28 protein-coding genes are annotated in these 24,184 nt (G+C 62.1%); 16 read left to right on the top strand and 12 right to left on the bottom strand.

What is annotated here, in order from left to right; all coding sequences use genetic code 11:
* Positions 1-627 carry a DUF1326 domain-containing protein gene (locus O6760_RS08360; protein ID WP_269585025.1) on the top strand — a complete coding sequence of 209 codons (627 nt, stop codon included), beginning with the start codon at positions 1-3 and terminating at the stop codon, positions 625-627.
* A 26-nt stretch (positions 628-653) separates the two neighbouring features.
* Positions 654-1,646 carry an acryloyl-CoA reductase gene (acuI, locus tag O6760_RS08355; protein ID WP_269585024.1) on the top strand — a complete coding sequence of 331 codons (993 nt, stop codon included), beginning with the start codon at positions 654-656 and terminating at the stop codon, positions 1,644-1,646.
* Between the two features lie 51 nt (positions 1,647-1,697).
* Here the strand turns inward: acuI and O6760_RS08350 are convergent, their stop codons facing one another.
* Positions 1,698-2,930, bottom strand: coding sequence for a PAS domain-containing protein (locus O6760_RS08350; RefSeq protein ID WP_269585023.1), 1,233 nt, complete (start codon positions 2,928-2,930; stop codon positions 1,698-1,700).
* Positions 2,931-3,279: 349 nt separating this feature from the next.
* Complete coding sequence (locus O6760_RS08345; RefSeq protein WP_269585022.1) at positions 3,280-4,176, bottom strand: LysR family transcriptional regulator; 897 nt, start codon at positions 4,174-4,176, stop codon at positions 3,280-3,282.
* A 98-nt stretch (positions 4,177-4,274) separates the two neighbouring features.
* Between O6760_RS08345 and O6760_RS08340 the strand changes: the two genes are divergently transcribed.
* The 9 genes from O6760_RS08340 to O6760_RS08300 all read left to right on the top strand — a co-directional run bounded on the left by O6760_RS08340 (position 4,275) and on the right by O6760_RS08300 (position 9,395).
* Complete coding sequence (locus O6760_RS08340; protein ID WP_269585021.1) at positions 4,275-4,892, top strand: FMN-dependent NADH-azoreductase; 618 nt, start codon at positions 4,275-4,277, stop codon at positions 4,890-4,892.
* A gap of 260 nt (positions 4,893-5,152) precedes the next feature.
* Complete coding sequence (gene rpmI, locus O6760_RS08335; protein WP_023002610.1) at positions 5,153-5,350, top strand: 50S ribosomal protein L35; 198 nt, start codon at positions 5,153-5,155, stop codon at positions 5,348-5,350.
* A 26-nt stretch (positions 5,351-5,376) separates the two neighbouring features.
* Positions 5,377-5,736 carry a 50S ribosomal protein L20 gene (gene rplT / locus O6760_RS08330; protein ID WP_269585020.1) on the top strand — a complete coding sequence of 120 codons (360 nt, stop codon included), beginning with the start codon at positions 5,377-5,379 and terminating at the stop codon, positions 5,734-5,736.
* 119 nt (positions 5,737-5,855) lie between these two features.
* Entirely contained in the window at positions 5,856-6,383 is a 528-nt protein-coding gene (locus O6760_RS08325; protein WP_269585019.1) for an MAPEG family protein, read from the top strand.
* A gap of 42 nt (positions 6,384-6,425) precedes the next feature.
* Positions 6,426-7,055, top strand: coding sequence for a 3'-5' exonuclease (locus O6760_RS08320; RefSeq protein WP_269585018.1), 630 nt, complete (start codon positions 6,426-6,428; stop codon positions 7,053-7,055).
* A 304-nt stretch (positions 7,056-7,359) separates the two neighbouring features.
* Positions 7,360-7,689, top strand: a complete 330-nt coding sequence (locus tag O6760_RS08315; protein WP_269585017.1) for a hypothetical protein — start codon at positions 7,360-7,362, stop codon at positions 7,687-7,689.
* Positions 7,690-7,941: 252 nt separating this feature from the next.
* Entirely contained in the window at positions 7,942-8,505 is a 564-nt protein-coding gene (locus tag O6760_RS08310) for an RNA polymerase sigma factor (RefSeq protein ID WP_269585016.1), read from the top strand.
* Positions 8,498-8,857 (top strand): DUF6768 family protein, encoded by a 360-nt coding sequence (locus tag O6760_RS08305; RefSeq protein WP_269585015.1) that lies wholly within the window; start codon positions 8,498-8,500, stop codon positions 8,855-8,857. Before O6760_RS08310 ends, O6760_RS08305 begins: the two co-directional genes overlap by 8 nt.
* A gap of 220 nt (positions 8,858-9,077) precedes the next feature.
* Positions 9,078-9,395 carry a hypothetical protein gene (locus O6760_RS08300; protein ID WP_269585014.1) on the top strand — a complete coding sequence of 106 codons (318 nt, stop codon included), beginning with the start codon at positions 9,078-9,080 and terminating at the stop codon, positions 9,393-9,395.
* Positions 9,396-9,420: 25 nt separating this feature from the next.
* Here the strand turns inward: O6760_RS08300 and O6760_RS08295 are convergent, their stop codons facing one another.
* Complete coding sequence (locus O6760_RS08295; RefSeq protein ID WP_269585013.1) at positions 9,421-10,821, bottom strand: multicopper oxidase family protein; 1,401 nt, start codon at positions 10,819-10,821, stop codon at positions 9,421-9,423.
* Positions 10,822-10,921: 100 nt separating this feature from the next.
* Positions 10,922-12,517 (bottom strand): gamma-glutamyltransferase, encoded by a 1,596-nt coding sequence (gene ggt / locus O6760_RS08290; RefSeq protein ID WP_269585012.1) that lies wholly within the window; start codon positions 12,515-12,517, stop codon positions 10,922-10,924.
* Positions 12,518-12,651: 134 nt separating this feature from the next.
* On the opposite strand from ggt, the gene O6760_RS08285 reads away from it, so the two are divergent.
* Entirely contained in the window at positions 12,652-13,083 is a 432-nt protein-coding gene (locus O6760_RS08285; RefSeq protein WP_269585011.1) for a GlcG/HbpS family heme-binding protein, read from the top strand.
* A gap of 160 nt (positions 13,084-13,243) precedes the next feature.
* Here the strand turns inward: O6760_RS08285 and O6760_RS08280 are convergent, their stop codons facing one another.
* Complete coding sequence (locus tag O6760_RS08280; protein ID WP_269585010.1) at positions 13,244-13,786, bottom strand: GNAT family N-acetyltransferase; 543 nt, start codon at positions 13,784-13,786, stop codon at positions 13,244-13,246.
* Between the two features lie 182 nt (positions 13,787-13,968).
* Entirely contained in the window at positions 13,969-14,544 is a 576-nt protein-coding gene (gene phaR / locus O6760_RS08275; RefSeq protein WP_269585009.1) for a polyhydroxyalkanoate synthesis repressor PhaR, read from the bottom strand.
* Between the two features lie 322 nt (positions 14,545-14,866).
* Between phaR and O6760_RS08270 the strand changes: the two genes are divergently transcribed.
* The gene (locus O6760_RS08270; RefSeq protein WP_269585008.1) at positions 14,867-16,048 is read left to right on the top strand and encodes an acetyl-CoA C-acetyltransferase; all 1,182 of its coding nucleotides are present in this window, start codon (positions 14,867-14,869) and stop codon (positions 16,046-16,048) included.
* 126 nt (positions 16,049-16,174) lie between these two features.
* Positions 16,175-16,903 (top strand): acetoacetyl-CoA reductase, encoded by a 729-nt coding sequence (phbB, locus tag O6760_RS08265; RefSeq protein ID WP_269585007.1) that lies wholly within the window; start codon positions 16,175-16,177, stop codon positions 16,901-16,903.
* A gap of 71 nt (positions 16,904-16,974) precedes the next feature.
* Here phbB and O6760_RS08260 read toward each other — a convergent pair whose 3' ends face one another.
* Positions 16,975-17,787, bottom strand: a complete 813-nt coding sequence (locus O6760_RS08260) for a hypothetical protein (protein ID WP_269585006.1) — start codon at positions 17,785-17,787, stop codon at positions 16,975-16,977.
* Positions 17,788-18,035: 248 nt separating this feature from the next.
* Between O6760_RS08260 and O6760_RS08255 the strand changes: the two genes are divergently transcribed.
* Positions 18,036-18,674, top strand: a complete 639-nt coding sequence (locus tag O6760_RS08255) for a septation protein A (RefSeq protein ID WP_269585005.1) — start codon at positions 18,036-18,038, stop codon at positions 18,672-18,674.
* 343 nt (positions 18,675-19,017) lie between these two features.
* Here the strand turns inward: O6760_RS08255 and O6760_RS08250 are convergent, their stop codons facing one another.
* From O6760_RS08250 to O6760_RS08235, 4 genes are all read right to left on the bottom strand, one after another.
* The gene (locus tag O6760_RS08250) at positions 19,018-19,440 is read right to left on the bottom strand and encodes a hypothetical protein (RefSeq protein ID WP_269585004.1); all 423 of its coding nucleotides are present in this window, start codon (positions 19,438-19,440) and stop codon (positions 19,018-19,020) included.
* A gap of 217 nt (positions 19,441-19,657) precedes the next feature.
* On the bottom strand, positions 19,658-19,843 hold the full coding sequence (gene rpmF / locus O6760_RS08245; RefSeq protein ID WP_248156894.1) for a 50S ribosomal protein L32: 186 nt from the start codon (positions 19,841-19,843) through the stop codon (positions 19,658-19,660).
* 181 nt (positions 19,844-20,024) lie between these two features.
* Positions 20,025-20,768, bottom strand: a complete 744-nt coding sequence (gene mtgA, locus O6760_RS08240) for a monofunctional biosynthetic peptidoglycan transglycosylase (RefSeq protein WP_269585003.1) — start codon at positions 20,766-20,768, stop codon at positions 20,025-20,027.
* Entirely contained in the window at positions 20,755-21,975 is a 1,221-nt protein-coding gene (locus O6760_RS08235) for an SAM-dependent methyltransferase (RefSeq protein WP_269585002.1), read from the bottom strand. Before O6760_RS08235 ends, mtgA begins: the two co-directional genes overlap by 14 nt.
* Before the next feature lie 154 nt (positions 21,976-22,129).
* Here O6760_RS08235 and O6760_RS08230 point away from each other — a divergent pair, with 154 nt between their 5' ends.
* The gene (locus O6760_RS08230) at positions 22,130-23,035 is read left to right on the top strand and encodes a polyprenyl synthetase family protein (RefSeq protein ID WP_442969865.1); all 906 of its coding nucleotides are present in this window, start codon (positions 22,130-22,132) and stop codon (positions 23,033-23,035) included.
* 196 nt (positions 23,036-23,231) lie between these two features.
* On the opposite strand, the gene O6760_RS08225 is transcribed toward O6760_RS08230, so the two are convergent.
* Entirely contained in the window at positions 23,232-24,176 is a 945-nt protein-coding gene (locus tag O6760_RS08225; protein WP_269585001.1) for a prephenate/arogenate dehydrogenase family protein, read from the bottom strand.
* Positions 24,177-24,184 lie beyond the last annotated feature (8 nt).

Here is a 24,184-nt window from a genome sequence, read left to right as displayed (position 1 = left end):
ATGTCCGGATGGGCCATTCGCGGAGAACTGATCCTCAACTGCAATTGCACCGTCTTCTGTCCCTGCGTGGTCTCGCTCGGCAAGCATCCGCCCACGGAAGGTTATTGCCAGGCCTGGGCGGGCGTGCGCATCGACGAAGGTCACTATGAGGGCGAGGATCTCTCCGGTCTCAATGTCGGCCTGGTGCTTGAAATTCCGGGCCTGATGGCCCGCGGCAACTGGAAGGCCGCCGCCTATATCGACGAACGCGCCAGCGACGCCGCCTATGACGGCCTCATCAGGATCTTTTCCGGCCAGGCCAAGGGCACCACGGGACTCTTCAAGGTTCTGGTGAGCGAATTCCTGGGTGCGGAACGGGCTCCCGTCTCCTATGAAAACGCGGGCAAAAAGCGTCGCCTGATCGTCGGCAAGGCGATCAAGGGGGAGGTGGAGCCGGTACGCGGTGCCAACCCGGACAAGGACATTGTCGTCACAAACACCGAATACTGGATGGGATCGGACATCACGGTCGCCACGGCCACGCAAGGCCGTGTGCGCGCTTACGGCAGGGTCTGGGATTTCGACGGCAGAAGTGCTGAAATCTGCCAGATCGACTGGTCCGGCCCGGCCGCCGAAGCCGCAGCCTGACAACAACCGGAATTGGAGAACAGCTGATGACGTTCAAGGCCCTGATTGTCGACAAGGACGAAGACGGCAAGACCCATGCCGCGATCCAGGAGATCGACGAGAGCCGGTTGCCGGAAGCCGATGTCACCGTCAATGTCGAATATTCGACCCTGAACTACAAGGACGGCCTCTGCCTGGGCCCCGGCGGCGGCCTGGTCAGGAATTACCCGCATGTGCCGGGCATCGATTTTGCCGGCACGGTCGAGGAAAGTTCCGACGACTGGTACAAGCCGGGCGACAAGGTGGTGCTGACCGGCTGGCGCGTCGGTGAGGCCTGGTGGGGCGGCTATTCGCAGAAGGCGCGGGTCAAGGGCGAGTGGCTGGTGCCGCTTCCCGAAGGCCTGACCACCCGCAACGCCATGGCGATCGGCACGGCCGGGTTCACCGCCATGCTCGCGGTCATGGCGCTGGAGGAACACGGGCTCAAGCCGGAGAACGGTCCCGTCCTGGTCACGGGCGCCGCCGGCGGTGTCGGCTCGGTCGCGACCGCCATCCTTGCCAATCTCGGCTACGAGGTCGCAGCGGTCACCGGCCGGGAAGCGACTTGGGACTATCTGAAATCTCTCGGCGCCAGCAGCATTGTACCGCGCGACGATGTCGCCGAAACCGTCAAGCGCCCGCTCGAAAGCGAGACCTGGGCCGGCTGCGTCGACGCTGTTGGCGGCCCCATGCTGGCGAGAATCCTCGGCCAGATGAAATACGGTGCATCTGTCGCGGCTGTCGGCCTCGCCGGAGGCGCGGCCCTGCCCGCCACGGTCATTCCGTTCCTGCTGCGCGGGGTCAACCTGCTGGGCATCGACAGCGTCATGAAACCTTATGACGCGAGGCTGAAGGCCTGGGAGCGGCTGGCGAAAGACCTGCCCATGGACAAGCTGGAAGCTATGATCCGTCCGGCGACGCTCAATGATCTGCCGCAACTCGGCGCGGATATCCTGAAAGGCCAGGTCAAGGGCCGGGTGGTCGTCGATGTGAATGCCTGACGGGCAGGCCGCCCCCGACAGAAGCCCGGGTGCCATGGCCCCGGGCCCCGGTTAGGCCGTCTCGTTGAGGAGCTGCTCTATGGTCGCGTTGATCGACCTGCTGGCCATGTTGATGTCCTTGAGACCGTCCAGGATGTCTCGCTGAAAGATGCCGAGGTCATCGATCAGGTTGTTCAGACTGACTTGTGCAGCACTTAACGAGGCGCTCTCGATCTTGCCCATGATCCGCGTCACCTCCAGCCCCAGGACAAGCTGGCGCATTTCCTGACAGGCATCCTGGAACTGCGTAACCTGTTTCGCGATCGCCTTCAGACCGTCTGCCGCCTTGACTGCATAGGCCTGCCGCTGCTGGTCGAGATGGTCCATTTCCAGCTGGTTCGAAGCCTGTTCCCCGTTCTTCTCTTCCCCGTCATTTTCCTTTGTGAATTCGTCGTAGACCTCCCGCTGGATCTTGGACGTGCCGACCAGGAACAGGCCCTCGTTGATCGCCTGTGCGACCTGTTCCCCACCTTCCATGAACCGCTTCATCGTTCCCTGGATTTCCTTGGAGGCGGCGGTGTAGTTGTTGGAGATGACACACAGCGGCGCGCCTTCGTCACCGAGTTGCGCCGAGTGGATGCGCATGTTGAGGGAGACATATTCATTGCCCTCGTAGATCCGGTAGATATCCTCGGCCTTTTCCAGAAGGGACTTCGCGAAAGCCATGAGCTTCTTGAACAGGCTGATGCTCTTGTCTTCCTCGCGTCCGATCTGCTGGTTGCGCTCCATGAGGACCTCGCACATGGCGGCCGACATGAAGGATGCATATTCCCTGAAACCGAGTTCCTGGAGACGGCCGAGCAGCAGCCGGGCGCTTTCGTCCGAGCTCAACTTTTCAGAGAGCTCTTTTGATCTCAGCGCCCTGTATTCCTGTTCGGCGGCCTGGAACAGCGCGCCCTTCGGCTTGACACGAACGGAAAGGAAGCCGTTTTCAATCGGCGTTACAATGGCGAAAACCCAATAATAGCGCCCGTCCTTGGCCTTGTTCTTCACGAAGGCGCCGATGGGCCGGCCTTTCTTGATCGTGTCCCACAAGAGCCAGAAGACCGCTTTCGGCATGTCCGGATGGCGGATGATCTTGTGGGGCTTGTTGATGAGTTCATCCCAGCTGTAACCGCTAACCCGCTGGAAAACGCTGTTTCCGGACAGAATGATGCCGCTGTCGGTGGTTCTAGAAAAGAACAGTTCGTCAAAGGCAAACGGCGACTCGCGGTCCGTCTCCGTCGTCATGTCCGTATCGAGCATTCGGCTCACTCCGCTACCGGTGGAATCAGTCAAGAACTCCGGAAACTTTAGGGAATTTGCTTTAAAATAACTTGACCAAAGTCAGATAAACTACAACTTACGCGAAAGAATATGTATTAGTACTGATAAAACAGGTCGACGATGAAGGCGAACGACCTAACTCTATCGTCAATTCTGTCAGACTACCTGGAGTCAGAACTCGTCAAATTGACTGACAGGTTGCCAAGGGCAACTATCCGGCAGAACCGACAGACCTGCCGCAACTCGGCCTTGCCTTTTTGGGACCGGGTCAAAGCCCGGGTGGCTATCGAGTCGAACACCTGATCAGTGATCTCGCTGGTCGGTGGCCTCACCGCCCATACCGCTCTTTCAGAAAGTCGATCATGACCCTGACCTTCTGCGGCAGATAGGACCGGCTTGGATAGAGCAGCCAGGCCGCCGTCTCGAACGAGGCCGCCGCGCAGGCATGATCCGGGAAAAGATCGACCAGGGTGCCCTTTGCCAGATCCCGCTGCACCAGCATGATGGGCAGGAGCGCAACGCCCATGCCGAGCCGTGCCGCCGAGCGGATGGACAGGGCGTTCGAGATCACCGTTGCGCCTCCGACGGGAACACTGAAAGGCTCCGCGTCCTTTTCCCGAAATTGCCAGAGCGTCTTGAAGCCCGGGATGGCAAACCGGATGCAGTCGCGCTCAGACAGGTCCTCGGGATGCGCGGGCCTGCCCGTTCTTTCCAGATAGTCCGGCGACGCCACCACGCGGTAGCTGGTTGTCACCAATTTCGAAACGATCCAGTCGCCCTGCGGCACCTGGCCGAAACGCACGGCAAGGTCGATGCCGTCGGCCCTGAGATCCAGATTGGCGTCGGACGCCAGGATTTCGAGATCGATCTCCGGATACCGAGTCCGAAACTCCGGAAGGATGGGCATCAGGCATTCCTGAACGAAGGAAATGCTGGCGGTGAGGCGCAAGGTGCCGCGCGGCGCCACCGCATTTGTGCAGGCCTCCTCCCCGGCAGCCTCCAGTTCTTCCACCAGTGGCGCGATCCGGTTGAGATAGAGCTCTCCCTCCCCCGTTGGGGCAAGGCTGCGGGTGCTGCGCTGGAACAACCGGAACCCGACATCCTGTTCCAACTGCGCGATCACGCGCGAAATGCTCGACGCGTCCAGATCGAGCAGCCGGGCAACGGCGGCGAAACTGCCGAGATCGCGAACCAGCAGGGCGGTTTTCAGTGTTTCAAGCTCCATTCATGCACATTACGCACGAGTTAAGTGCATTTCGATCTATTTTTTGAAAAACAGCATCAAACTACATCGAACTTGCCATTCAACAAGGAGGCAGGTTCATGACACAGTTGCTCCGCATCAATTCAAGTTCCCGGCTGGAGGGCTCGCACTCGGCCGCGGTCGCCGACGTCTTCGAAGCCGAATACAGACAGAGAAACCCGGGATGCCGTGTGATCACCCGCAACGTGGCCGACGGGTCCATTCCGTTCATTGCGCAAGACACCATCGAGGGTTTCTACGCGCCGCAGGACACCCTGTCCGACGACCTCAAGGCGGCAACCGCCCTGTCGGATGCGTTGATCGCGGAAATCCAGGGGTCCGACACGCTGCTTCTTGCGGTCCCGATCTACAATTTCTCCATTCCGGCGGCCCTGAAGGCCTGGATCGACCAGATCATGCGGATCGGGCATACGTTTTCGATGGATGAAACAGGCTTCAAGGGGCTGGTCCGGGCCCGCCGGGCGGTCATCGTCTGCGCTTACGGCGCCGAGGGTTACTTGCAGGAAGAACCTTTTGCCGCGGCCAATTTTCTCGAACCCTACCTGAAATTCCTGTTCGCGTTTCTGGGTATCGAGACGGTGGAATTCGTCCACGTTCAGGGCACGGCAACGGCGGCGCCGGAAGCGTTTGCCGAAAGGCTGGACGATGCCCGGGCTCAGGCACGGAAAGCCGCCTAGTCCGGGATCTGCACTGCATTGCGACCCGCAACCGGAAAACGGGCATCAAGATCTTGCGTTCCAGGCCCGGATTCCGGTTGCATTCGGCGGACACCTCCCATATAAGCGCCCGGTCCAGAGTCGTCCGGCTCGTCGTGGACTGGATTCCTGTGTTCCGATGCAGACCGTCTTCGACAACCAAGGGCATGCCGTGTCGGCTCTGAATGCACCAAGAATGAAGAGCCCGTTTTCAAGCGGGCTTACCAAAGAAAGGATGCAAAATGCCCAAGCTGAAGACGAAATCCGGCGCCAAGAAGCGCTTCAAGGTGACCGCGACCGGCAAGGTGAAAACCGCGCAGGCCGGCAAGCGTCATGGCATGATCAAGCGCACGAACAAGTTCATCCGCAACGCCCGTGGCACGACCACGTTGAGCGACCAGGATGCAAAGATCGTGAAGCAGTTCCTGCCCTACGCATAAAGCCAGCCCCGAAGGAGATCATCTAAATGTCACGCGTCAAACGGGGCGTAACCGCCCACGCTCGTCACAAGAAAGTTCTTAAAGCAGCAAAAGGCTATTACGGCCGCCGCAAGAACACCATCCGCGTTGCCAAGCAGGCCGTCGAAAAGGCCGCACAGTACGCCTATCGCGACCGCAAGGCCAAGAAGCGCAACTTCCGTTCGCTCTGGATCCAGCGCATCAACGCCGCCACCCGTCAGCACGGCATGACCTACGGCACCTTCATCAACGGCCTGTCCAAGGCCGGTGTCGAGGTCGACCGCAAGGTTCTGTCCGACCTGGCCATCAATCAGCCGGACGCCTTCAAGGCTCTGGTCGACAAGGCGCAGGGTGCCCTCGCCGCTTAAGGCAGGGGACACTTTCGAGAATTTGCAAAGCGCGGTCCGTCGGGCCGCGCTTTTCTTTTGCGCGCTCATGTGATTCCCTGTCGTCTCCACCTTCAGCCTTTCGATCCGGTGCCGGGGACATGCAGCTTTCTCAGAAACAGACCTCCGTCTTCAAGGGCATGGCCGCCGCCCTGCTGGTCTCCGGCCTGGCCCTGGCGGCGGGCGCCTTTCTGTTGCCCGCAGGTCTTCCGGCGGAGGCCGGCACCGGTGGACGGCTTGAGCTCCTGGCAATATGCACGCTCGCGATCAGCGTGTGGTTGCTCGCGTCGATCGGTGTCCTTGCCAGGCACCGGTTCTTCACACCGGAAGACATCGACGGCAGCGGTCTGACCTCCGGCTCGGCCGAGGCAAGTGTCCTGCAGGCGGTGCTGCAGAACACGCTGGAACAGACCGTGCTGGCCGCAAGTGTCTATGGCTGCTTCGCCATTCTGGCTCCTGCGCACTATCTTGGGGCCCTTCCCGCGGCGGCAGGCCTGTTCTGGATCGGCCGGGCCCTGTTCTGGCATGGCTATGCGAAAGGCGCCGGCGGACGGGCCTTCGGCTTCGCCCTCACGTTCTATTCGACCGTACTGCTTCTGATCACGACGGTGGTCATGGCGCTGATCTGACGCATCTTCCTTTCCAACCCGAAGCCGACGGAGCCACTGCGGATGTCACACGCCATCATTTTCGACTGCGAATTCCTCACCGCTCCCGGCGCCATGAGCCGGCTTTGGGGCGGCCCCCTCGATCCCGATCCGACCGTTGTTCAGATCGGCGCCGTCAAGCTCTCGCTGGCTCCGGAATTTGCCCTGCTGGACGAGTTCCAGGTGCTGATCGCCCCGAAGGACCGGTTTGGCGGCAAGGCCTTGCTGGACCCGTTCTTCACGGAACTGACCGGAATTGACCAGGCATCGGTCGACCGGGACGGCATTCCCATGATCGACGCCCTGACGCGGTTTGAAGATTTCGCCGGCGACTGCACACTGTGGTCCTGGGGCAAGGACGAACTCTATCTCTATGCGATCAGCAGTTATATCGCGGGATGCGAGCCGGCCTTGCCGCCGCAACGCTTCGGCAATGCCTCCGCCCTGGTCCTCAAGGCCGGCGTGCCCTACGAGGACCTGAAGAAAACGACCAGCGGCAAGCTGGCGGACTATTTCGGACTGGAAGGCAGGCAGAGACGCCAGCATGACGCCCTGGACGACGCCATGTCCGTCGCCCTCTCCCTTCAGCATCTCTTGCAAGACGGCCGGCTGGCCCCGGGGGATTTCCGTCTTCCGGTCCAGGCCCGGTCCTGACGTCCGGCTCTGAAACCCGGCCCAGGCACCCGGCCCTCACACTCGGCCTGGGCACCCTCTTGCCCGGTCCTCTGGTCCCCTTACGCGTCCCGTCTCCAATTGAGAAAATAGCCCCCGCCATCCCCGCATCTCTTTAACTTTTGTCCTGTTTCGCACCACCTTGTTAACTTTTGTGAACACGGATCGGCGGTTTTCTGCGGACAAAAGGTTAACGCCCGCCTATATTGGCATGGTGATTGCGACGTTTCAGGAAAGGCCACACCAAGTGTGCCATTCTGAAACAACGAGGCGTTAAAACGTGCGAGTGAACCCGGTTACATCCGCTGGCCGTGCCAATGTGAGGCGCAAGCGTCCCTCCGTGGGAGAAACGGAGACCGAGCGTCGCGCGGATGATTTCGGCAGGCATCTTCCTGTGCCGCACCAGCCGACACTGGAGCGCGACCAGGCCGCCTTTGCCTCCCGTTATCGCCCCAACTCGATTTTTCTGGCGCAACTGATCGCCACCCGCGACTACGACATCCAGGCCGGCACACCACGCCCGGACGAAGCCCTCAATGGCGCCAACAGCTATCGCGCCGTGGCCGCCCTGCCGCGCCGCCGCGTTGCCGGCCATCTGCTCAAGGCCGAGCGTTAGGCGCACCACTTTCCAGAAGTACCACTGGAGACCTTCAGCCCGGGGCCCTGCTCCGGGTTCTTTTTTGCCAAAGACCGGAGAACCATGGCTGTCTTCATGGGCCGGAACACGTTTCCTTCAAGCCTGCCTGTGGCCTGATCCGGCGCCGGTACCGTGCCCAACGACATCGGCACGAAAAAATCCGGGCAACCAATGAACCGAAATCGGCGCCAACTGCACTTATGCTGCAGAAGGGCACAAACCGAGGCTGGCATGGACGAGGATCGACACCAAAAGACGCGTGTACTGGAGGAGTTCCTGATCCTCGACGCCAAACGGGGCGACCGGCAGGCCCTGAACCGCCTGATAGAGCTGCGCGGCCCCAGACTCCATGCGCACGCGGCGCGTCTTTCCGGCGATCGGGAAGCGGCCCGGGACATCGTGCAGGAGGCGTGGATCCAGATCATCCGGGCCTTGCCGTCGCTTCGGCAGGAACGCGCCTTTCTGCCCTGGGCCCTGTGCATCGTGTCCCGGCGTGTCGCCGCTCACATCAAGGACCGGCAAAAGGGCCGCAAGCTGTCACAGGCCTATGCGGCCGAAGCCGAAGTTGCGCCGGAACCGCCAGAGCCCGGAGGGCTCGAAACAGACGCAATCCTTGCCGCGTTGAAAAAGCTGCCCCCGACACAGCAAGCAACCGTCGCCCTTTTTTATCTGGAAGACCTTCGGGTCAACGAAGTGGCGACCGCCCTCAATGTGCCGGTCGGCACCGTCAAGACCCGGCTGATGAAAGCGCGCGAGACGCTGCGCGACCTGCTCGAAGGAGAAGCAAATGGATAAGCTCGACAGACTGATCGAAGACGCGCTGAAAGACGAGGATCAGCGGCTTGTGGAAGAGACGCGGGAGCTCGGTTTTTTTGCGCTGGGGCTCAAGCAATTCACCGGAAAGCTGGGCTGGGTCACCTGGGTCGTCATGACGCTCCAGGGTCTGATGTTCCTGGCCGGCGTCTGGTGTGCCGTCCAATTCTACGGCACGCAGGATGTTCTGGGCGCCGTCAAATGGGGCTTGACCGCAGCCGTCCTGATGCTTCTCGCAACCGCGCTGAAACTGAGTCTGGCGCCGCAGATGCAGGCGGACAGGATCCTGCGGGAGCTCAAACGGATCGAATTGATGGTCCTCAGCGCAAAGTGAATCCCGCGCCGTATCCCAATCCGGGTCTTCGCATCGCTGCTTCACGCGGCAGCGATGCGGAACCCGGCTGCTCGCCTCTCAAGTGGAACAGGGCAGCGACCAGAATGTGACGCGCGTCACATTTTTCCGTTGCGGTTCATCCTATATTGAAAAACAGATCCGGACTCTCCGGACCTCCGACCAGATTGGCCACGGACTGGCCCGCCACGGAGACTTCGAAATGCGAGTGAACCCCGTTACCGCCGTACCGGCCCTGCGCATCCGCCAGAAGCCGGTTGCCGAGTTCATCCCGAACCCGGAGCTTTTCGACACCACCGACAGCGCTTTTGGCGGCATCGACATGCCGGCCCATATCGCCGCTGCGGAACTCGAGCGCGGCCTGCACGCCGGCGCCCATGCCGAATATGCGACACAGCTTCTGGCCAGCCGTCACCTGGCGCTGGAAACGGAGCTGGAGCGCCGGCAGCACCACGCCTCCTACCGGACAGCCGCCGAAGACGTCGACGAGCGCTCCTATACGGTGTCCCTGTCCGCCTGAAGCCTGCCTGTCTGACACCTGTCCGTCAGCCGTCGATCCTCAGGAAACCGGCCAGGCCGGTTTTCTGGTGTTCGATCACGTGGCAATGAAACGCCCAGTCCCCCGGATTGTCGGCGACCAAGGCCACATCCATGGTTTCTTCTTCCAGCAACAGGGCGGTGTCGGTCACCATCGGCGGCAGTTTCCGCTTGTTCGAGCGCAGCAGCCTGAAGGAAACGCCGTGCAGGTGGATGGGATGGTCGTTCGGCGATTCGTTGCGCAGCCGCAGGACATAGGACTTGCCAAGCTTGAGCGTCGCCAACGGATCGAACGGCCCCGGCAGGTCGCCGGGCCAGGCGGTGCGGTTGATCGACCAGAACGTATAGCCGAGCGAGCCGCAGATGCTGGCCTGGGGCGCGTCGCCTTCGGGCGACCAGCCGAACACGAATTCCAGCACCTCCGCATTGGCAAGGTCCGGTTCCGGCACCGGGTTCGGCGGCAGCGGCTTCAGCTCCCGCAGGTCCCGGCCGGCGCTTTGCCCCGTGGGCCGGAAGGAGCACAGCTCCCGGTCGCCGTTCGGACGCTTGAGCAACAGGCGCACCACCTCGTCCTCCCGGTCGGGAACCCGCAGGGCGATATCCGCCCGCTGGCCCGGTGACAGGATGATGTCCTTCGCGGCCACCGGCCCGGGCAGCGGGTTGGAATCCAGCGCGATCACCCGCGCCTCGCCACCACTGATCTCGCCACCACTGATCTCGTAGCTACCGACGCGCGTCACGTCCGTCACCGCAAGCCGCAGCCGCACAAGACTGCCCGCCGGAAGGTCATACACCGGCGCAACGGACCAGTTGACCGTCGGCACGGTGCCATAAGTGCCGCCACGCGCCGCGTTGCGCGCCTTGAAGAATTCGATGAACTGGCCGTCGCCGCCAAGCCGGAAATCCCGGATATTCAGCGGCAGGTCCCGGTCGAAGCCCGGATCCTCGTCCTCTTCCACGACCATGACACCGGTGAGGCCCCGGGCCATCTGTTCCAGCGTGTTGCAATGCGGGTGGTACCAGAAAGTGCCCGCATCGGGCGGCGTGAAGTCGTAGCGGAAGGACTGGCCTGCCTCTATCGGATATTGCGTCAGGTACGGCACGCCGTCCATGCCGTTGGCGATCCTGAGCCCGTGCCAGTGCACGACCGAGGCTTCGTCCAGGGAGTTGCGGACATCGATGGTTGTTTTCCGGCCCTGTCTGAACCGCAACACCGGAGGCGGCCCGTCCGGCGCGAAGCTCATCATGTTCCGGGTCGTCTTGTCCGGCAGGATGGCATGGTCGAGACTGGCCAGGGTGAGCGCGTGATCGGCGGCCAGCGCCTGGCGCGCGCCAAGCCCGCCGGCAGCGAAGGCGGTCAGCGTGCCGGCGCCGCCGAGCAACAATTCCCGCCGGGAAAGTCCAGGCATCTTGAAACCTCTGTCGAGTGTCGGCGCGTCCGTGCCCAATCAACACAGCCGGGTCCCGGAACTCAAGGTTCAAATTGACGCGGCCCGCAAGCCGGCAGGATCAGTACCCTGCCGCGTGGCCGTCCTTGCGCGGATCGGAACCGGCGGTCAGGAGATGACGCGCCCTGTCGATCATGATCGCCTGGGATCCGCCGATCGGCCCTGATGCCGGAGTGACGGTGTGCCCCAGGGCCTTCAAGCCTTCCAGGGTCGACGGCGGCACCAGCTTCTCGGCCTCCAGAGCGTGGGTATCCATGTTGAAGAACATGCGCGGGAAGTCGATCGCGGCCTGCACATCCATGCCGTAGTCGATGATGTTGGTCAGCAGATGCGCATGACCGCAGGCCTGGTACTGGCCGCCCATCACCCCGAAGGAAAGGAACGGCGCACCGCCCTTGAGCACCGTCGCCGGAATGATGGTGTGCATCGGGCGCTTGCCGCCATCGATCGAGTTGGCATGTCCGGGCGCGGCCCGGAACGACTTGCCCCGGCAGTGCAGCAACACGCCGCTGTCCGGAGCCACGATGCCGCTGCCGAAATCGCTGAACAGGGAATTGATGAAGGAGACGGACAACCCGTCCTTGTCCACCACCGTCAGGTAGACCGTATCGGTCTGCGGCACCAGGGCATTTTCCGGAACGCTCGCCATGCGCTTGTCGAGGGAAACTTCCCGGGCCAGCTGATCGATGTAATCGGAACCGATCAGGCGCGTGTGGCAGACATCCATGTGACCCGGGTCGGTGACGAACCTGTTGCGCACCGCATAGGCAAGCCGGGCGGCCTCCATTTCCAGGTGGAACCGTTCCGGGCCGAGCGGGTCGAACCCTTGCAGATCGAATTTTTCCAGGATACCGAGCATGATCAGGGCGATGATGCCCTGGCCGTTCGGCGGCAATTCGGCCACCGTGTGGCCCTTGTACTCCCTCAAGACCGGCGACACGGCCGTGGTATGACAGGCCGCGAGGTCGTCCTCGGTCATCAGCCCGCCGCGCGATTGCAACGCGGACACGATGTCCTTGGCAATGTCGCCGGAGTAGAACGCATCGGCGCCGCCCTCGGCGATCTTTTGAAGCGTGTCCGCCAGATGCGGATACTTCAGGATCGTGCCCGTCTCCGGCGCCTCGCCCTTGATCAGGTAGCGCGCCGCGGAAACCGGATCGGCCCGAAGCTTGTCCAGGTTTTTCACCCAGTCGTGCGCGACGCGCGGCGCAACGGGGAAACCGTCCCTGGCATAATGAATGGCCCGCTTGAACAGCGATTTGAACGGCGCCGCTCCGTGCGCCTTGTGCAGCGTTTCCCAGGCGCGCACCGCGCCCGGAACGGTGACCGCATGGGGCGATGTGTCCGTGATTTCGGCAACACCAAGCTCGGCGAGTTTGTCGGGCGTTGCCGCGCGTGGTGCGGCACCGGAGCCGTTGAAGCCGGTCAACCGTCCATCCGGCTCCATGACGATGGCAAAACAGTCGCCGCCGACACCGGTCATATGGGGTTCGACCACGCACTGCACCGCAACGGCCGCGATCGCCGCGTCGACCGCATTGCCGCCCGCCAGGAGAGTTTCAAGCGCCGCGCTGGTCGCAAGGGGATGCGAGGTTGCCGCCGCCGCTTCCCGCGCAAAGACTGGGGAGCGGCCTGGTGCCTGAAAATCGCGATTCACTGAGGTTCTCCTACCCGCTGAAGCATTTTATCCATTTTGCCGAAAATGCTTCGCGGGTTTTTCGCCTATGCGCCCAAGGCCCGGTCTGCTAGCAAAATCGAATGACGGCCAGCACCTTAAGGAGAAGTCATCGAATGAGCAAACTCACTTTGTCTACGGCGGAGATCATCACCTCTGCCGCGATGGAAAAAGCGGCTGAACTGAACCTCAAGCCCCTGACGGTTTCCGTGCTCGACGCAGGCGGGCATGCCGTTCTTCTCAAGCGCCAGGACGGCGCCTCGATCATGCGGCCGCAGATCGCTGCCGGCAAGGCCATCGGAGCGCTGGCCGTCGGCACCGGCACCAGATGGCTGAATGACAATGCCGAATCGCGCCCGCATTTCGTCAACGCGCTCAACGGCGTTTCCGGCGGCGCCATCGTTCCGGTTCCGGGTGGTGTCCTGGTCAAGGACGGCAACGGTGAAACTCTGGGGGCCGTCGGCATCACCGGCGACACGTCTGACAATGACGAGGCCTGCGCCGTCGCCGGTATCGAAGCGGCGGGTCTGGTCGCCGATTGCGGCTGAGGCGAAAGGGTCTCTACCCCAAATGAGACGTCATCCTGAGGAGGGCCGACAGGCCCGACTCGAAGGATCGGCTGCAAGATTCTGGAACAAGTGGCCGAATCCTTCGAGACAGCGCTTTCGCGCGTCCTCAGGATGACGCTGAATGTGTTGCTGCCGCAATTCAAGCCAGACTGAACACCTTCCGGAAAACCTCGAGCTCACCTTCCGGATAGGCCAGCGTATCCAACGGCTGCCAGTCCCTGGCCAGAAACAGGGATTGCGCGCTGGCCGTTGATGCGTGGATTTCGCCGAATCCGACCTCACGGGCCTCCCGTTCGGCTGCGGCGACCAGCGCGGTTCCGATCCCCGCCCGCCTGCAGGTCTCCGGTACCAGAAGCGCCGTGAGCCATGCCCCCGGGTAGCGGTCGGACCCCGGCGAGGAGTCGCGCAGCGACACGGTGCCGACCGGCCGCCGCCCGGTGTCGAACGCAACCAGGCAGCGCGGCAGCCGATCGCGGGAGGCGAGGCATCTGTCGAGGTCCCGGTGCGCATCTCCCTGCCCGCCCGGGCCGTACCAGCCCGGCCAAGCGTCCGCGAACCAGAGTTCGATCCGGTCCAGCTGATCGGGGCATGTTTCAAGGGAGACGACCGAAATCGGACGGCCCGGTTCAAGGGACTTGGCCGCAGGGATATCGCATTTGACCGGCGCCTTGTCCGCAGTCACCGAAGTTACCTCTCCCATTGGGAGAGGTCGGAGCAACGGTCCGGGTGAGGGAGCAGGCCTCTCCGCAACTTTCAGGGATTTGTTCCCTCACCCCTACCCTCTCCCATAGGAAGAGGGAGCAGGCTTCTGCCCTATGCGATTGCCTTCGGCCCGGCCATGCTCACGTCCGGTCCTTCGATAATTCAGCTCTTGTCGCTCAGCTGGTTGATCTTCTTCTGCATCTCTTCCAGCTGTTTCTTCATGTTGTCCAGGTCCGATGGCTCGGACTTGTCTTCCTTCGCGGCAGTGGCGGGACTGCCGCCTTCGCCGGTCGGGAACGGCATGAACATCTTCATCGCCCGCTCGAACATTTCCGTGTTGCGCTTGACCTGGTCCTCGATCGCGTCGAAGGCCGTCGCGCCGAAGGCTTCGCTCATTTGCGAGCGCAGCTTCTCCTGCTCCTTGGTCAGCGAGGTCATGGAATACTCGAGAAAGCTCGGCACGAGGCCCTGCATGCTGTCACCGTAAAAACGGATCAGCTGGCGCAGGAAGGTGACCGGCAGCAGGTTCTGCCCCTTGCCTTCCTGCTCGAAAATGATCTGGGTGAGCACGGACCGGGTGATGTCATCGCCGGACTTTGCGTCATAGACGACGAAGTCCTCCTCCCCCTTCACCATCACCGCCAGGTCCTCAAGCGTGACATAGGTGCTGGTGCCCGTGTTGTAGAGCCGCCGGTTGGCGTATTTCTTGATGATTGTCGGCTCGTTGGTCTTGGCCATCCGTGAATTCCGCCTGTTTGCCTTTTTGGGCATGAACGGGAGGTCCTCCCGCTCTGGTTTCCCATTTGACGACAAGGCTTTCGCAGACTTGTCATCTCCTCCAACTAAGAGACTAAGCCAATCGTATCGGATCGTGCCACCCTTTTTATGTGCAGTGACGAAAGGATGATGCCGCAAATGCGAAAACAGGTCGCCGATAAGGACTGATACGGTTGACACGACCAGCTGGTGCAGTTCTAGTTCCCGCATCAATAAGGATTAAAAGGTGCCCTTGCGGCACCAGTCCACTACGGCCGATCGGCCACGAGTCCTGGAGAGTATGATGAGCGCTTTCACCGATATCGTCATTGTCAGTGCCACCCGCACACCTGTCGGATCCTTCAACGGATCCTTCGCAAATACCCCCGCGCATGACCTGGGTGCCATTGTCATGAAAGCGGCCATGGAACAGTCCGGTGTCGAGGGCGGCGACGTCGACGAGGTCGTTTTCGGCCAGGTGCTCACAGCCGGCCAGGGACAGAATCCGGCCCGCCAGGCCGCCATCAAGGCCGGTATCTCCGACGCGGCCACCGCCTGGACCCTCAACCAGGTCTGCGGCTCGGGCCTGCGCACCGTTGCCATTGCAGCGCAGCAAATCCTGACCGGCGACGCCACCATCATGATGGCCGGCGGCCAGGAAAACATGTCCCTGTCGCCGCACTGCGCTCACATGCGCGCCGGCTACAAGATGGGCGACTACAAGATGATCGACACGATGATCAAGGACGGTCTCTGGGACGCCTTCAACGGTTACCACATGGGCCAGACCGCAGAGAACGTCGCCGAGAAATGGCAGATCAACCGCGACCAGCAGGACGCATTCGCCGTTGCCTCCCAGAACAAGGCCGAAGCCGCCCAGAAGGCCGGCAAGTTCAAGGACGAGATCACCCCGGTGACGGTCGTCGAGCGCCGCGCCGAAAAGGTCGTCGAGGACGATGAGTATATCCGCCACGGCGCCACCCTGGACAGCGTCGCCAAGCTGCGTCCGGCCTTTGCCAAGGAGGGTTCCGTAACGGCGGCCAATGCGTCCGGCATCAATGACGGCGCCGCCGCCATCCTGGTCATGAGCGCCGCGGAGGCCGAAAAGCGCGGTCTCAAGCCGCTCGCCCGCATCGCCTCCTGGGCGACCGCCGGCGTCGATCCCGCGATCATGGGCTCCGGTCCGATCCCGGCCTCGCGCAAGGCGCTGGAAAAGGCCGGCTGGAACGCCGCCGACCTGGACCTGGTGGAAGCCAACGAGGCCTTCGCCGCCCAGGCCTGCGCCGTCAACAAGGACATGGGCTGGAACCCGGACATCGTCAACGTCAATGGCGGCGCGATTGCCATCGGTCACCCGATCGGGGCCTCCGGCGCCCGCATCCTGTGCACCCTGCTGCATGAAATGAACCGCCGTGACGCCAAGAAAGGCCTCGCGACGCTGTGCATCGGCGGCGGCATGGGCGTTGCCATGTGCCTGGAGCGCTGACCGGAAACAATCGGAATTGGTCATGGCCGGCTCGTCCGGCCGTGACCGAACAGGTCAGATCTTCGAAGAACGTTGAAAAACCTTGAGACCCGAAGGGTCCGGAACTGGAAGTCAGGAGGAAGGGGAATGAGCAAGGTCGCATTGGTCACGGGAGGCACGCGCGGTATCGGCGAATCGATTTCGCGGGGCCTGAAAGACGCTGGTTACACCGTGGCGGCCACATATGCCGGCAACACCGAAAAGGCGGAAGCCTTCAAGGCCGAGACCGGCATTCACGTCTACAAATGGGACGTTTCCGATCCTGACGCCTGCGCGGCGGGCATTGCCCAGGTCGAAAACGAGCTGGGGCCGGTGGAAGTGCTGGTCAACAATGCCGGCATCACCCGTGACGGCATGTTCCACAAGATGGACTTCGACCAGTGGCGCGCCGTCCTGTCGACGAATCTCGATTCGATGTTCACGATGACCAAGCCGGTGATCAACGGCATGCGCGGCCGCGGCTCCGGCCGCATCATCAACATCTCGTCGATCAACGGCCAGAAGGGCCAGATGGGTCAGACCAACTACTCGGCCGCCAAGGCCGGCGTGATCGGTTTCACCAAGGCGCTTGCCCAGGAAAACGCCTTCAAGGGCATCACCGTCAACTGCGTCTGCCCGGGCTACATCAACACCGACATGGTCGCCGCCATGCCGGAAAAGGTCCTGGAGAGCATCGTCTCGAACATCCCGGTCGGCCGTCTCGGCCATCCGGAGGAAATTGCGCAGACCGTGGTCTATCTCGCGTCCGACGCCGCGGCCTTCATGACCGGTGCCGTGATGACCATCAACGGCGGCCAGTACATCGCCAACGGCTGAATTGCCAGCTCAGCAGACAAGCAGGAAGGCGCCCCAGCGGCGCCTTTCTATTTGACTCTTCCGCCAACGGCTCATCGCGGATCGAGCTCACCGAGACAAAACCGTTGGAACCAGTAAGGATCACTCGGCGCTTCGGAGTCGAATTCCCGTAAGTAGTAGCTCCAGTCCCACCTCTTTTCAGGCGAAACCAGATGGAAATGGCCATTGCGGGTGCGCTTGGGCAGCGTCAGGAACGTTAGTCGCGCCCCTTGCGGCAATGCCTTTCTCGCCTCCGGAGAATAGAGGCAAAAAGGTCCCCCACCGACTTTTCTTGCAATCGCGTCATTGATCATTTGCGGATACCAAGCCCAGCTGTATGCCGTCAGGACCAAGATGGATGCGCCAGTTCCAATACCTGCTGATAAATGCAAGGGCCGCGCCAGCGGTGCCATTGCTCCCATGACTGCCGATACGGTGAAAGCGGTCGCACCGGCAATCGCAAGGATCAAATGCACCAAGAAGGGATTCGCAAGGTCGCGGGTTTGCCACGCGAGAGCGATAAAGCCTATTAACGAGAGAATTCCCGATGCCCAGAGACCGAAGACCACGTCCAGCCAAACAGGCGAAGCGGTTTCGGCATCCCGGATCGCTAACCCCCTGTTGAAGAGATAAACGAGAAACGTAAAGAGAAGACGCAACACGACCGCGAGGCACATACCGGCGACAATCAGTCCTGCCAGCACGCCCCCCAGCCCCATCCCCTCCGGCTCTGAAGGTGGGGTCAAACGCCACCACAACAGCAGTCCGAGAAAGGCCGCGGCCGATAGTTTCAAGGCCGTTTGAAGCCTGACAAAAAAGATCGGCGACATGGAAAACAAACCGATCAAGGCAAGACCGAGCAACATTGAAAGAACGTGCCTCAAGCAAAAATCTTGATGAATAACCGCGGGAAGCAATCCGGCGGAGACCTTTACTGGACAAGTTTTCGATAGCCCGACCCAAATTCAATGGACTGCAAAAAAACTGCTCAAAATTCGCTGAAATAACCCACCAAGTCGCGCGGTGAGCCGTGTTTGTGGAGGCAATGCCTTGACGCGCGCCACACTCTGCCCCTATTTCCCGGGAACACCCGACGAGGAGCAAACAAAAAAACATGGAATTCGAACACGGCCCGAACGACCCGACCCGCAAGGAACTGTCGCCACTTCTGAAGCTGGCGCTGGAACTGGGGCCGCTCGGTGTCTTCTTCCTGTTCAACGCGCGCGGTGAGCAGATCGCCGCCGCCTTTCCGGTGCTTCAGTCCGTCGGCAAACCGATCTTCCTGGCGACCGCGGCCTTCATGATCGCCATTTCGGTTTCCCTGGTCGTGTCCCTGTGGCTGACAAAACGCCTGCCGATCATGCCGCTGGTCTCCGGCGTCGTCGTGCTGGTCTTCGGCGCGCTGACGCTGTGGCTGCATGACGAGCTCTTCATCAAGCTGAAGCCGACCATCGTCAACTGCCTGTTCGGCTCGATCCTGCTCGGCGGACTTCTGTTCGGAAAATCCCTGCTCGGCTATGTCTTCGACAGCGCCTTCAAGCTGACCGACGAGGGCTGGCGCAAGCTGACCTTCCGCTGGGGCGTGTTCTTCTTTGTGCTGGCGATCATCAACGAGATCGTCTGGCGCAGCTTCTCGACCGATTTCTGGGTCAGCTTCAAGGTTTTCGGCATCATGCCGATCACCCTCGTCTTCACCCTGACCCAGCTGCCATTGATCCAGAAGCACGCCATCGTGGAAGAGGGCGAGGCCTGAGGGTGCCACTTTCCCCGTCTGTCATTCCCGCGAAATCGGGAATTCAGGGAACCTCATAAACCGCTGGAATCAATCAAGTTTCGCCCGGGAGTCCTGGGTCCCGGGTCTCTGCTGCGCTGCGCCCGGGATGACAACCTGGGAGCACTTTCTCCCCCCGGCATTCCGGACAAGTGCAGCAAGGCTGCACGCCGATCCGGAACCCAGCGCGTCAGCGTGAGCGCAAGCGAACTCCATATTCAGACAAAAGCTTTGGCCGCGCTTTCAGCGCGAAATATGTCTGGAGTCCGGATCGGCGCTCGGCTGCGCCCTCACCTGTCCGGAATGACGGCATTCGGTTTCATCCTCAGTGCATCTCGCCATGCCCGAAGGACACATCCCGGCGCGCGCCGGTGATGGAAATCGAGAAACCCGCGATCACGTCGATCAGGGAAATCGCCATCAGGATGAAGAACAGGGACGTGGCCGCCTGTTGCAGCACCAGGAACTCGACCAGATAGGCGACGAAGACCAGCACGGAAAACATGTGGTCGAGCAGCGCCGTCGTGCCGATACGGGTCGCCTTCAGGATCTCGATGAACAGGAAGAAAAGCCCCAGCGTGATCAGGACGTCGCTGGTGAGCAACTGGAAGGTCGCGCCGGAGACCATGGCGATGGTGATGATCGGCTGCGCCCAGAACCCGGCATCCCCGGCCGCCGCCGTGAACGCCAGCGCGTTGTAGATCAGCAGGGAAAACAGCGTGAACGGAACGGCGGAGAAAAGGCGCATGGCAGGCTCCCGGCAGGACTGGCCCGGTGCGGGCCGATGGCGGCGAGCTGACACGATCTTGAAAGCTTATTCAAGGCATGGCCCGCAAAAGACAAAGAAAAAGGCCGGCCCGTCGGAACAAGGCCAGCCTAGATCTCGTTTTGCCATGCGGCGATCCGTCCGAAAGGGACCCGAGCCTGACACCGTCTGCTTTCAGCGCGCTGAAAGCGGAGAGGTGTTATGCCTCGTCCTTAGCGGTAAGGATCTGACGGCCCCGGTACATGCCGGTCTTCAGGTCAACGTGATGCGGACGGCGCAGTTCGCCCGAATCCTTGTCCTCAACGTAAGACGGCTGCTTCAGGGCGTCCGTAGAACGGCGAAAACCGCGCTTCATGCGCGAGGTTTTTCTCTTTGGAACGGCCATTTTTCTTTTCTCCGTGGTCCATAACAGCGCGGCCCGGACCGGGTAAGCCCGGGGCGTGGCGTCACGCAACGTGTTGGAATGCGCGGCGTTATACAGGCAACGCCAGCGTTTTGCCACCCCATAGACAAAAAATTCTTGGTCTAAGTAGACCAGGCTGGTGGGAAGGACCACCCACCCCGGCCTATTTCCCCAGAACACAGCCGAAAATCGGCCCCGCGCCATTGACCCTGGCGAGGTTTGTCGCCGCCAGGCGGCGGTGCCCATTGGAGGGTTTGGCCGGGTTCCGGCCAAGCGGATTGGGCAGGGACGTGGCCAGTCTTGCAGCCTCGGTTCTGGTGAGATCCCTCGCAGGCTTGCCGAACCAGGCCTGGGCGGCGGCTTCGGCACCGAAGATGCCCTCGCCCCATTCGGCGATGTTGAGATAGATCTCCAGGATCCGTTTCTTGGTCAGGATCGCGTCCAGCATCAGCGCCAGGGGCAGTTCCAGCCCTTTCCGGATATAGGACCGCTCACCCCACAGGAACAGGTTCTTGGCCGTCTGCATGGTGATGGTGCTGGCCCCGCGCGGCCGTTCGCCTTCGCTCAGCGCCTCGACCTGGTCCTGAAGCGCGTCCCATTCGACGCCGTCATTCTCGCAAAAGCCGCTGTCTTCGGATGTGATCACCGAGCGGACCAGGTTGGGCGATATTGCCTCCAGCGGCACCCATTGCCGGTCGACCCACAGGAACTGAACGTAGCGGCCGATCATCAGCGTGCTCACAGGCGGCACGACGGAGTAGATCACGGTCAGGACGGGTGGCAGCAGAAGGAGGATCAGCACAAGCTGCAGGAGCCTCCTGCGCAACAATCCCCAGAAACCACGCTTCCCGCCTGATGTCTTTCCCGAGCCGGGCCTCCCCCCCGATGCCGGCTTAACTTTCGCCATTCAGTTTCCGTTCGTTGTCGACAATGAAGTCGCGGACAATGGGTACGGCGTCCCGCTCCTTCGACACAAGGAGCTGGAAAACCATGTTCGAACCATGCAGGAACCCCAGTTCGACGGCACAGAGGTAGAACTCCCACATCCGGCAAAAGGCTTCATCGTAAAGCGCCGCCGCCTCGGAACGCTTGTCCTCGAACCGCTGCCGCCAGTCGCGAATGGTGTAGTAATAGTGCAGGCGCAGGATTTCCGCATCGCAGACCCATAACCCAAGCCGTTCCGTCGAGGCAAAAACTTCCGACAGGGCGGGCACGTAACCACCGGGGAAAATGTACTTGCGGATGAACGGTCCGGTCGTGCCCGGCGGGGTCATGCGCCCGATGGAGTGAATCACCGCATATCCCGTTTCCGTCAGGCAGTCCCGGATCTTGCCGAAATAGGCATCCAGGTGACCGATGCCGACATGTTCCATCATGCCGACGGAAATCACCCGGTCGAACCTGCCTTCGAACTCACGGTAGTCCTTCAGCACGAAGGTGACCCGGTCCTCAAGGCCCGCCGCGCGCACCCGCTCCTCGGCGATCTTCACCTGCTCGGGCGACACGTTCAGCGAGGTCACGCGCGCGCCGGCCTCGGCCATGCGAATGGCCAGCGCCCCCCAGCCGCCGCCGATCTCCAGGACGTCCATGTCGGGCTCAAGGTCGAGCTTGGCCACCAGATGCGTCAGCTTGGCGTGTTGCGCCGCTTCCAGCGTGTCGTCGGCGCTCGTGTAATAGGCACAGCTGTAATTGAGGCCGTCATCCAGAAACAGCCGGTAGAGCTCCGTCGACAGGTCGTAGTGATGCCGCGCCTGCGCCTTGGCCCGTTCGACGCTGTTCTTCTGCTGGCGCCGGCGCATGGCCTTCCAGCCCTTGCGCAGCAGTCCCTGGACCGGGTGCGCGCCGAGCGGCGCCCTGTTGATCGAGAACAGGAACATGAAGTCGTAACAGGTCGATCCCTCTTCCATGGTCAGGGTGCCGTCCATATAGGCTTCGCCTGCCGCAAGTTCGGGATTGAGGAACAAAGACCGGTAGAGCTTCTTGTCGTGCAGCCGGATGGTCACGGTCGGACCATCCGTTCCGGAGCCGAATTCATGCGCCCCCCCATCGACATCGATGACGCGCATGCGCCCGCGTTTGATGAAGCTGCGCAGAAGGCCGGAAAGCAATCTCATGAATGGGTCTCCAAATAATCCGGTTCGAAATCGACGGTGCTGGTCGCACCGGCCACTTTTTCAAATTCAAGCCTTGACGATACAGACAATAGGTCTCAGGGAAACCCGGTCTTTCAAAAAGTTGTCGGCAGCAATGCCCCGACCGGAGCCCATCGTGACCCTTGACCTGAAACAGCACCTTGCGAAACACGGCGAAAATATCGGGACGGTGTTGGAAGACATCCTCAGCGCGCGGCTTCTGCCCGGCGAGACGGCGCGCCCGGAACGGCTGCTGGCCGCCATGCGCCACGGCGCGCTCAACGGCGGCAAGCGGCTCAGGCCCATTCTCGTGCTGGAAGCCGCCAGGCTGTTCGGCCGCACGGATGACGGTGTGGTCAAGGCGGCCTGCGCGCTGGAACTCATCCACTGCTATTCCCTCGTCCATGACGACCTGCCCGCCATGGACGACGACGACCTGCGCCGCGGCCAGCCGACGGTGCACAAGGCCTATGACGAGGCCGCCGCCATCCTGGCCGGGGACGCCTTGCTGACGCTGGCCTTCGACGTCATCACCGGGGAAGCCGTGCACTCCGACGCGGGCGTGCGGCTGGCGCTTTCCCGGGAGCTGGCCCGCGCCGCAGGCGTCGGCGGCATGGCGGGTGGCCAGATGCTCGACCTCGACTCCGAGCACCGCGACCGGACAGAGGCCGAGATCCGCGAACTGCAATCGATGAAGACCGGCGCCCTCCTGCGCTATGCCTGCCGGGCCGGTGCCCGCCTCGCAGACGCCTCTGACGCCGATATCGACCGCCTGACACGGTTCGGCGAGGTGATCGGCCTTGCCTTTCAGCTGGCCGATGACCTGCTGGATGTCGAAGCCAGCCCCGAGGCCATGGGCAAGGCCACCGGCAAGGACGCCGAGGCCGGCAAGGCGACGCTGGTCGGGCTCTGGGGCGTTGAAAAAACCCGGGCGGAACTGGTCCGGCTGCAGGCGGAAGCGGAACTGCTGCTGGCGCCCTACGGCACAAGGGCCGATACCTTGAGCGCCCTTGCCGCGTTCATCGTCAACCGGACGAGTTAAGTCTGAATTCTTCACTTTCAGCGTCATCCTGAGGAGGGCCGAAAGGCCCGTCTCGAAGGATCGGCGGCATATTCCGAACAAGCGGCCTATCCTTCGAGACAGCGCTGACGCGCTTCCTCAGGATGACGCTTGAGCAGGGGTTTATGCAAACAGGCTTGCGGCCGAAGACCCTGCGATACCCGAAAACCGTCCGGGCCTACTCCGCCGGGCCGTCCGGATTGCCCTTGCCGTGACGGCCGAAATCCGGTGCCTCGGTTTCCTGGCCCGCCTCGATGATCGAGCGGCGAATGCCGCGGGTGCGGGTGAACAGGTCGAACAGCATCTGGCCGTCACCCCAGCGGATCGCGCGCTGCAGGGCGGACAGATCCTCGGAAAACCGCGCCAGCATTTCCAGGATCGCGTCCTTGTTGTTGAGACAGACATCGCGCCACATGGTCGGGTCGGACGCCGCCAGGCGGGTGAAATCGCGGAAACCGGAAGCGGAATACTTGATCACTTCCGACTTGGTCACGGTTTCCAGATCATCCGCCGTGCCGACGATGTTGTAGGCGATCAGGTGCGGCAGATGCGACACGATCGCCAGCACCAGGTCGTGATGGTTCGGGTCCATCCGGTCGACATCCGAACCGCAGCCCCGCCAGAAAGCGCTGAGCTTCTCTACCGCGTCCGGGTCCGTCCCCTCCGGGGGCGTCAGGATGCACCAGCGATCCTCGAACAGTGTCGGGAAGCCCGCATCAGGGCCGGACTGTTCCGTACCGGCGATCGGGTGCCCCGGAACGAAATGCACCCCATCGGGCACATGCGGGCTGACCTGCTCGACCACCGAGCCCTTGGTCGAGCCGACATCGGTCAGGATGGCGCCTTTCTTGAGCACCGGGGATATCCACTTGGCAACCGCCGCATTCGCCCCCACGGGAACACACAGGATGACCAGGTCGGCTCCCTCGACGGCTGCGGCGGCATCGAGCTCATAGCGGTCGCCCAGCCCCAGCTCCTCGGCCCGCCGGAGCGTTTCCGGAGAGCGGGTGGAGATGGAGATTTCCTTCACCAGGCCGCGTTGTCGGGCGACCTGGGCAAGGGAAGACCCGATCAGGCCGATACCGATCAGGGCCATGCGCTCGAAGAGGGGGGCAGCAGTCATGTGATTTT

Source organism: Roseibium sp. Sym1 (genome assembly GCF_027359675.1).
Lineage (GTDB): Bacteria > Pseudomonadota > Alphaproteobacteria > Rhizobiales > Stappiaceae > Roseibium.
The sequence above is the reverse complement of the archived record's forward strand: the minus strand, read 5'-3'. Positions and strand labels throughout refer to the sequence as shown.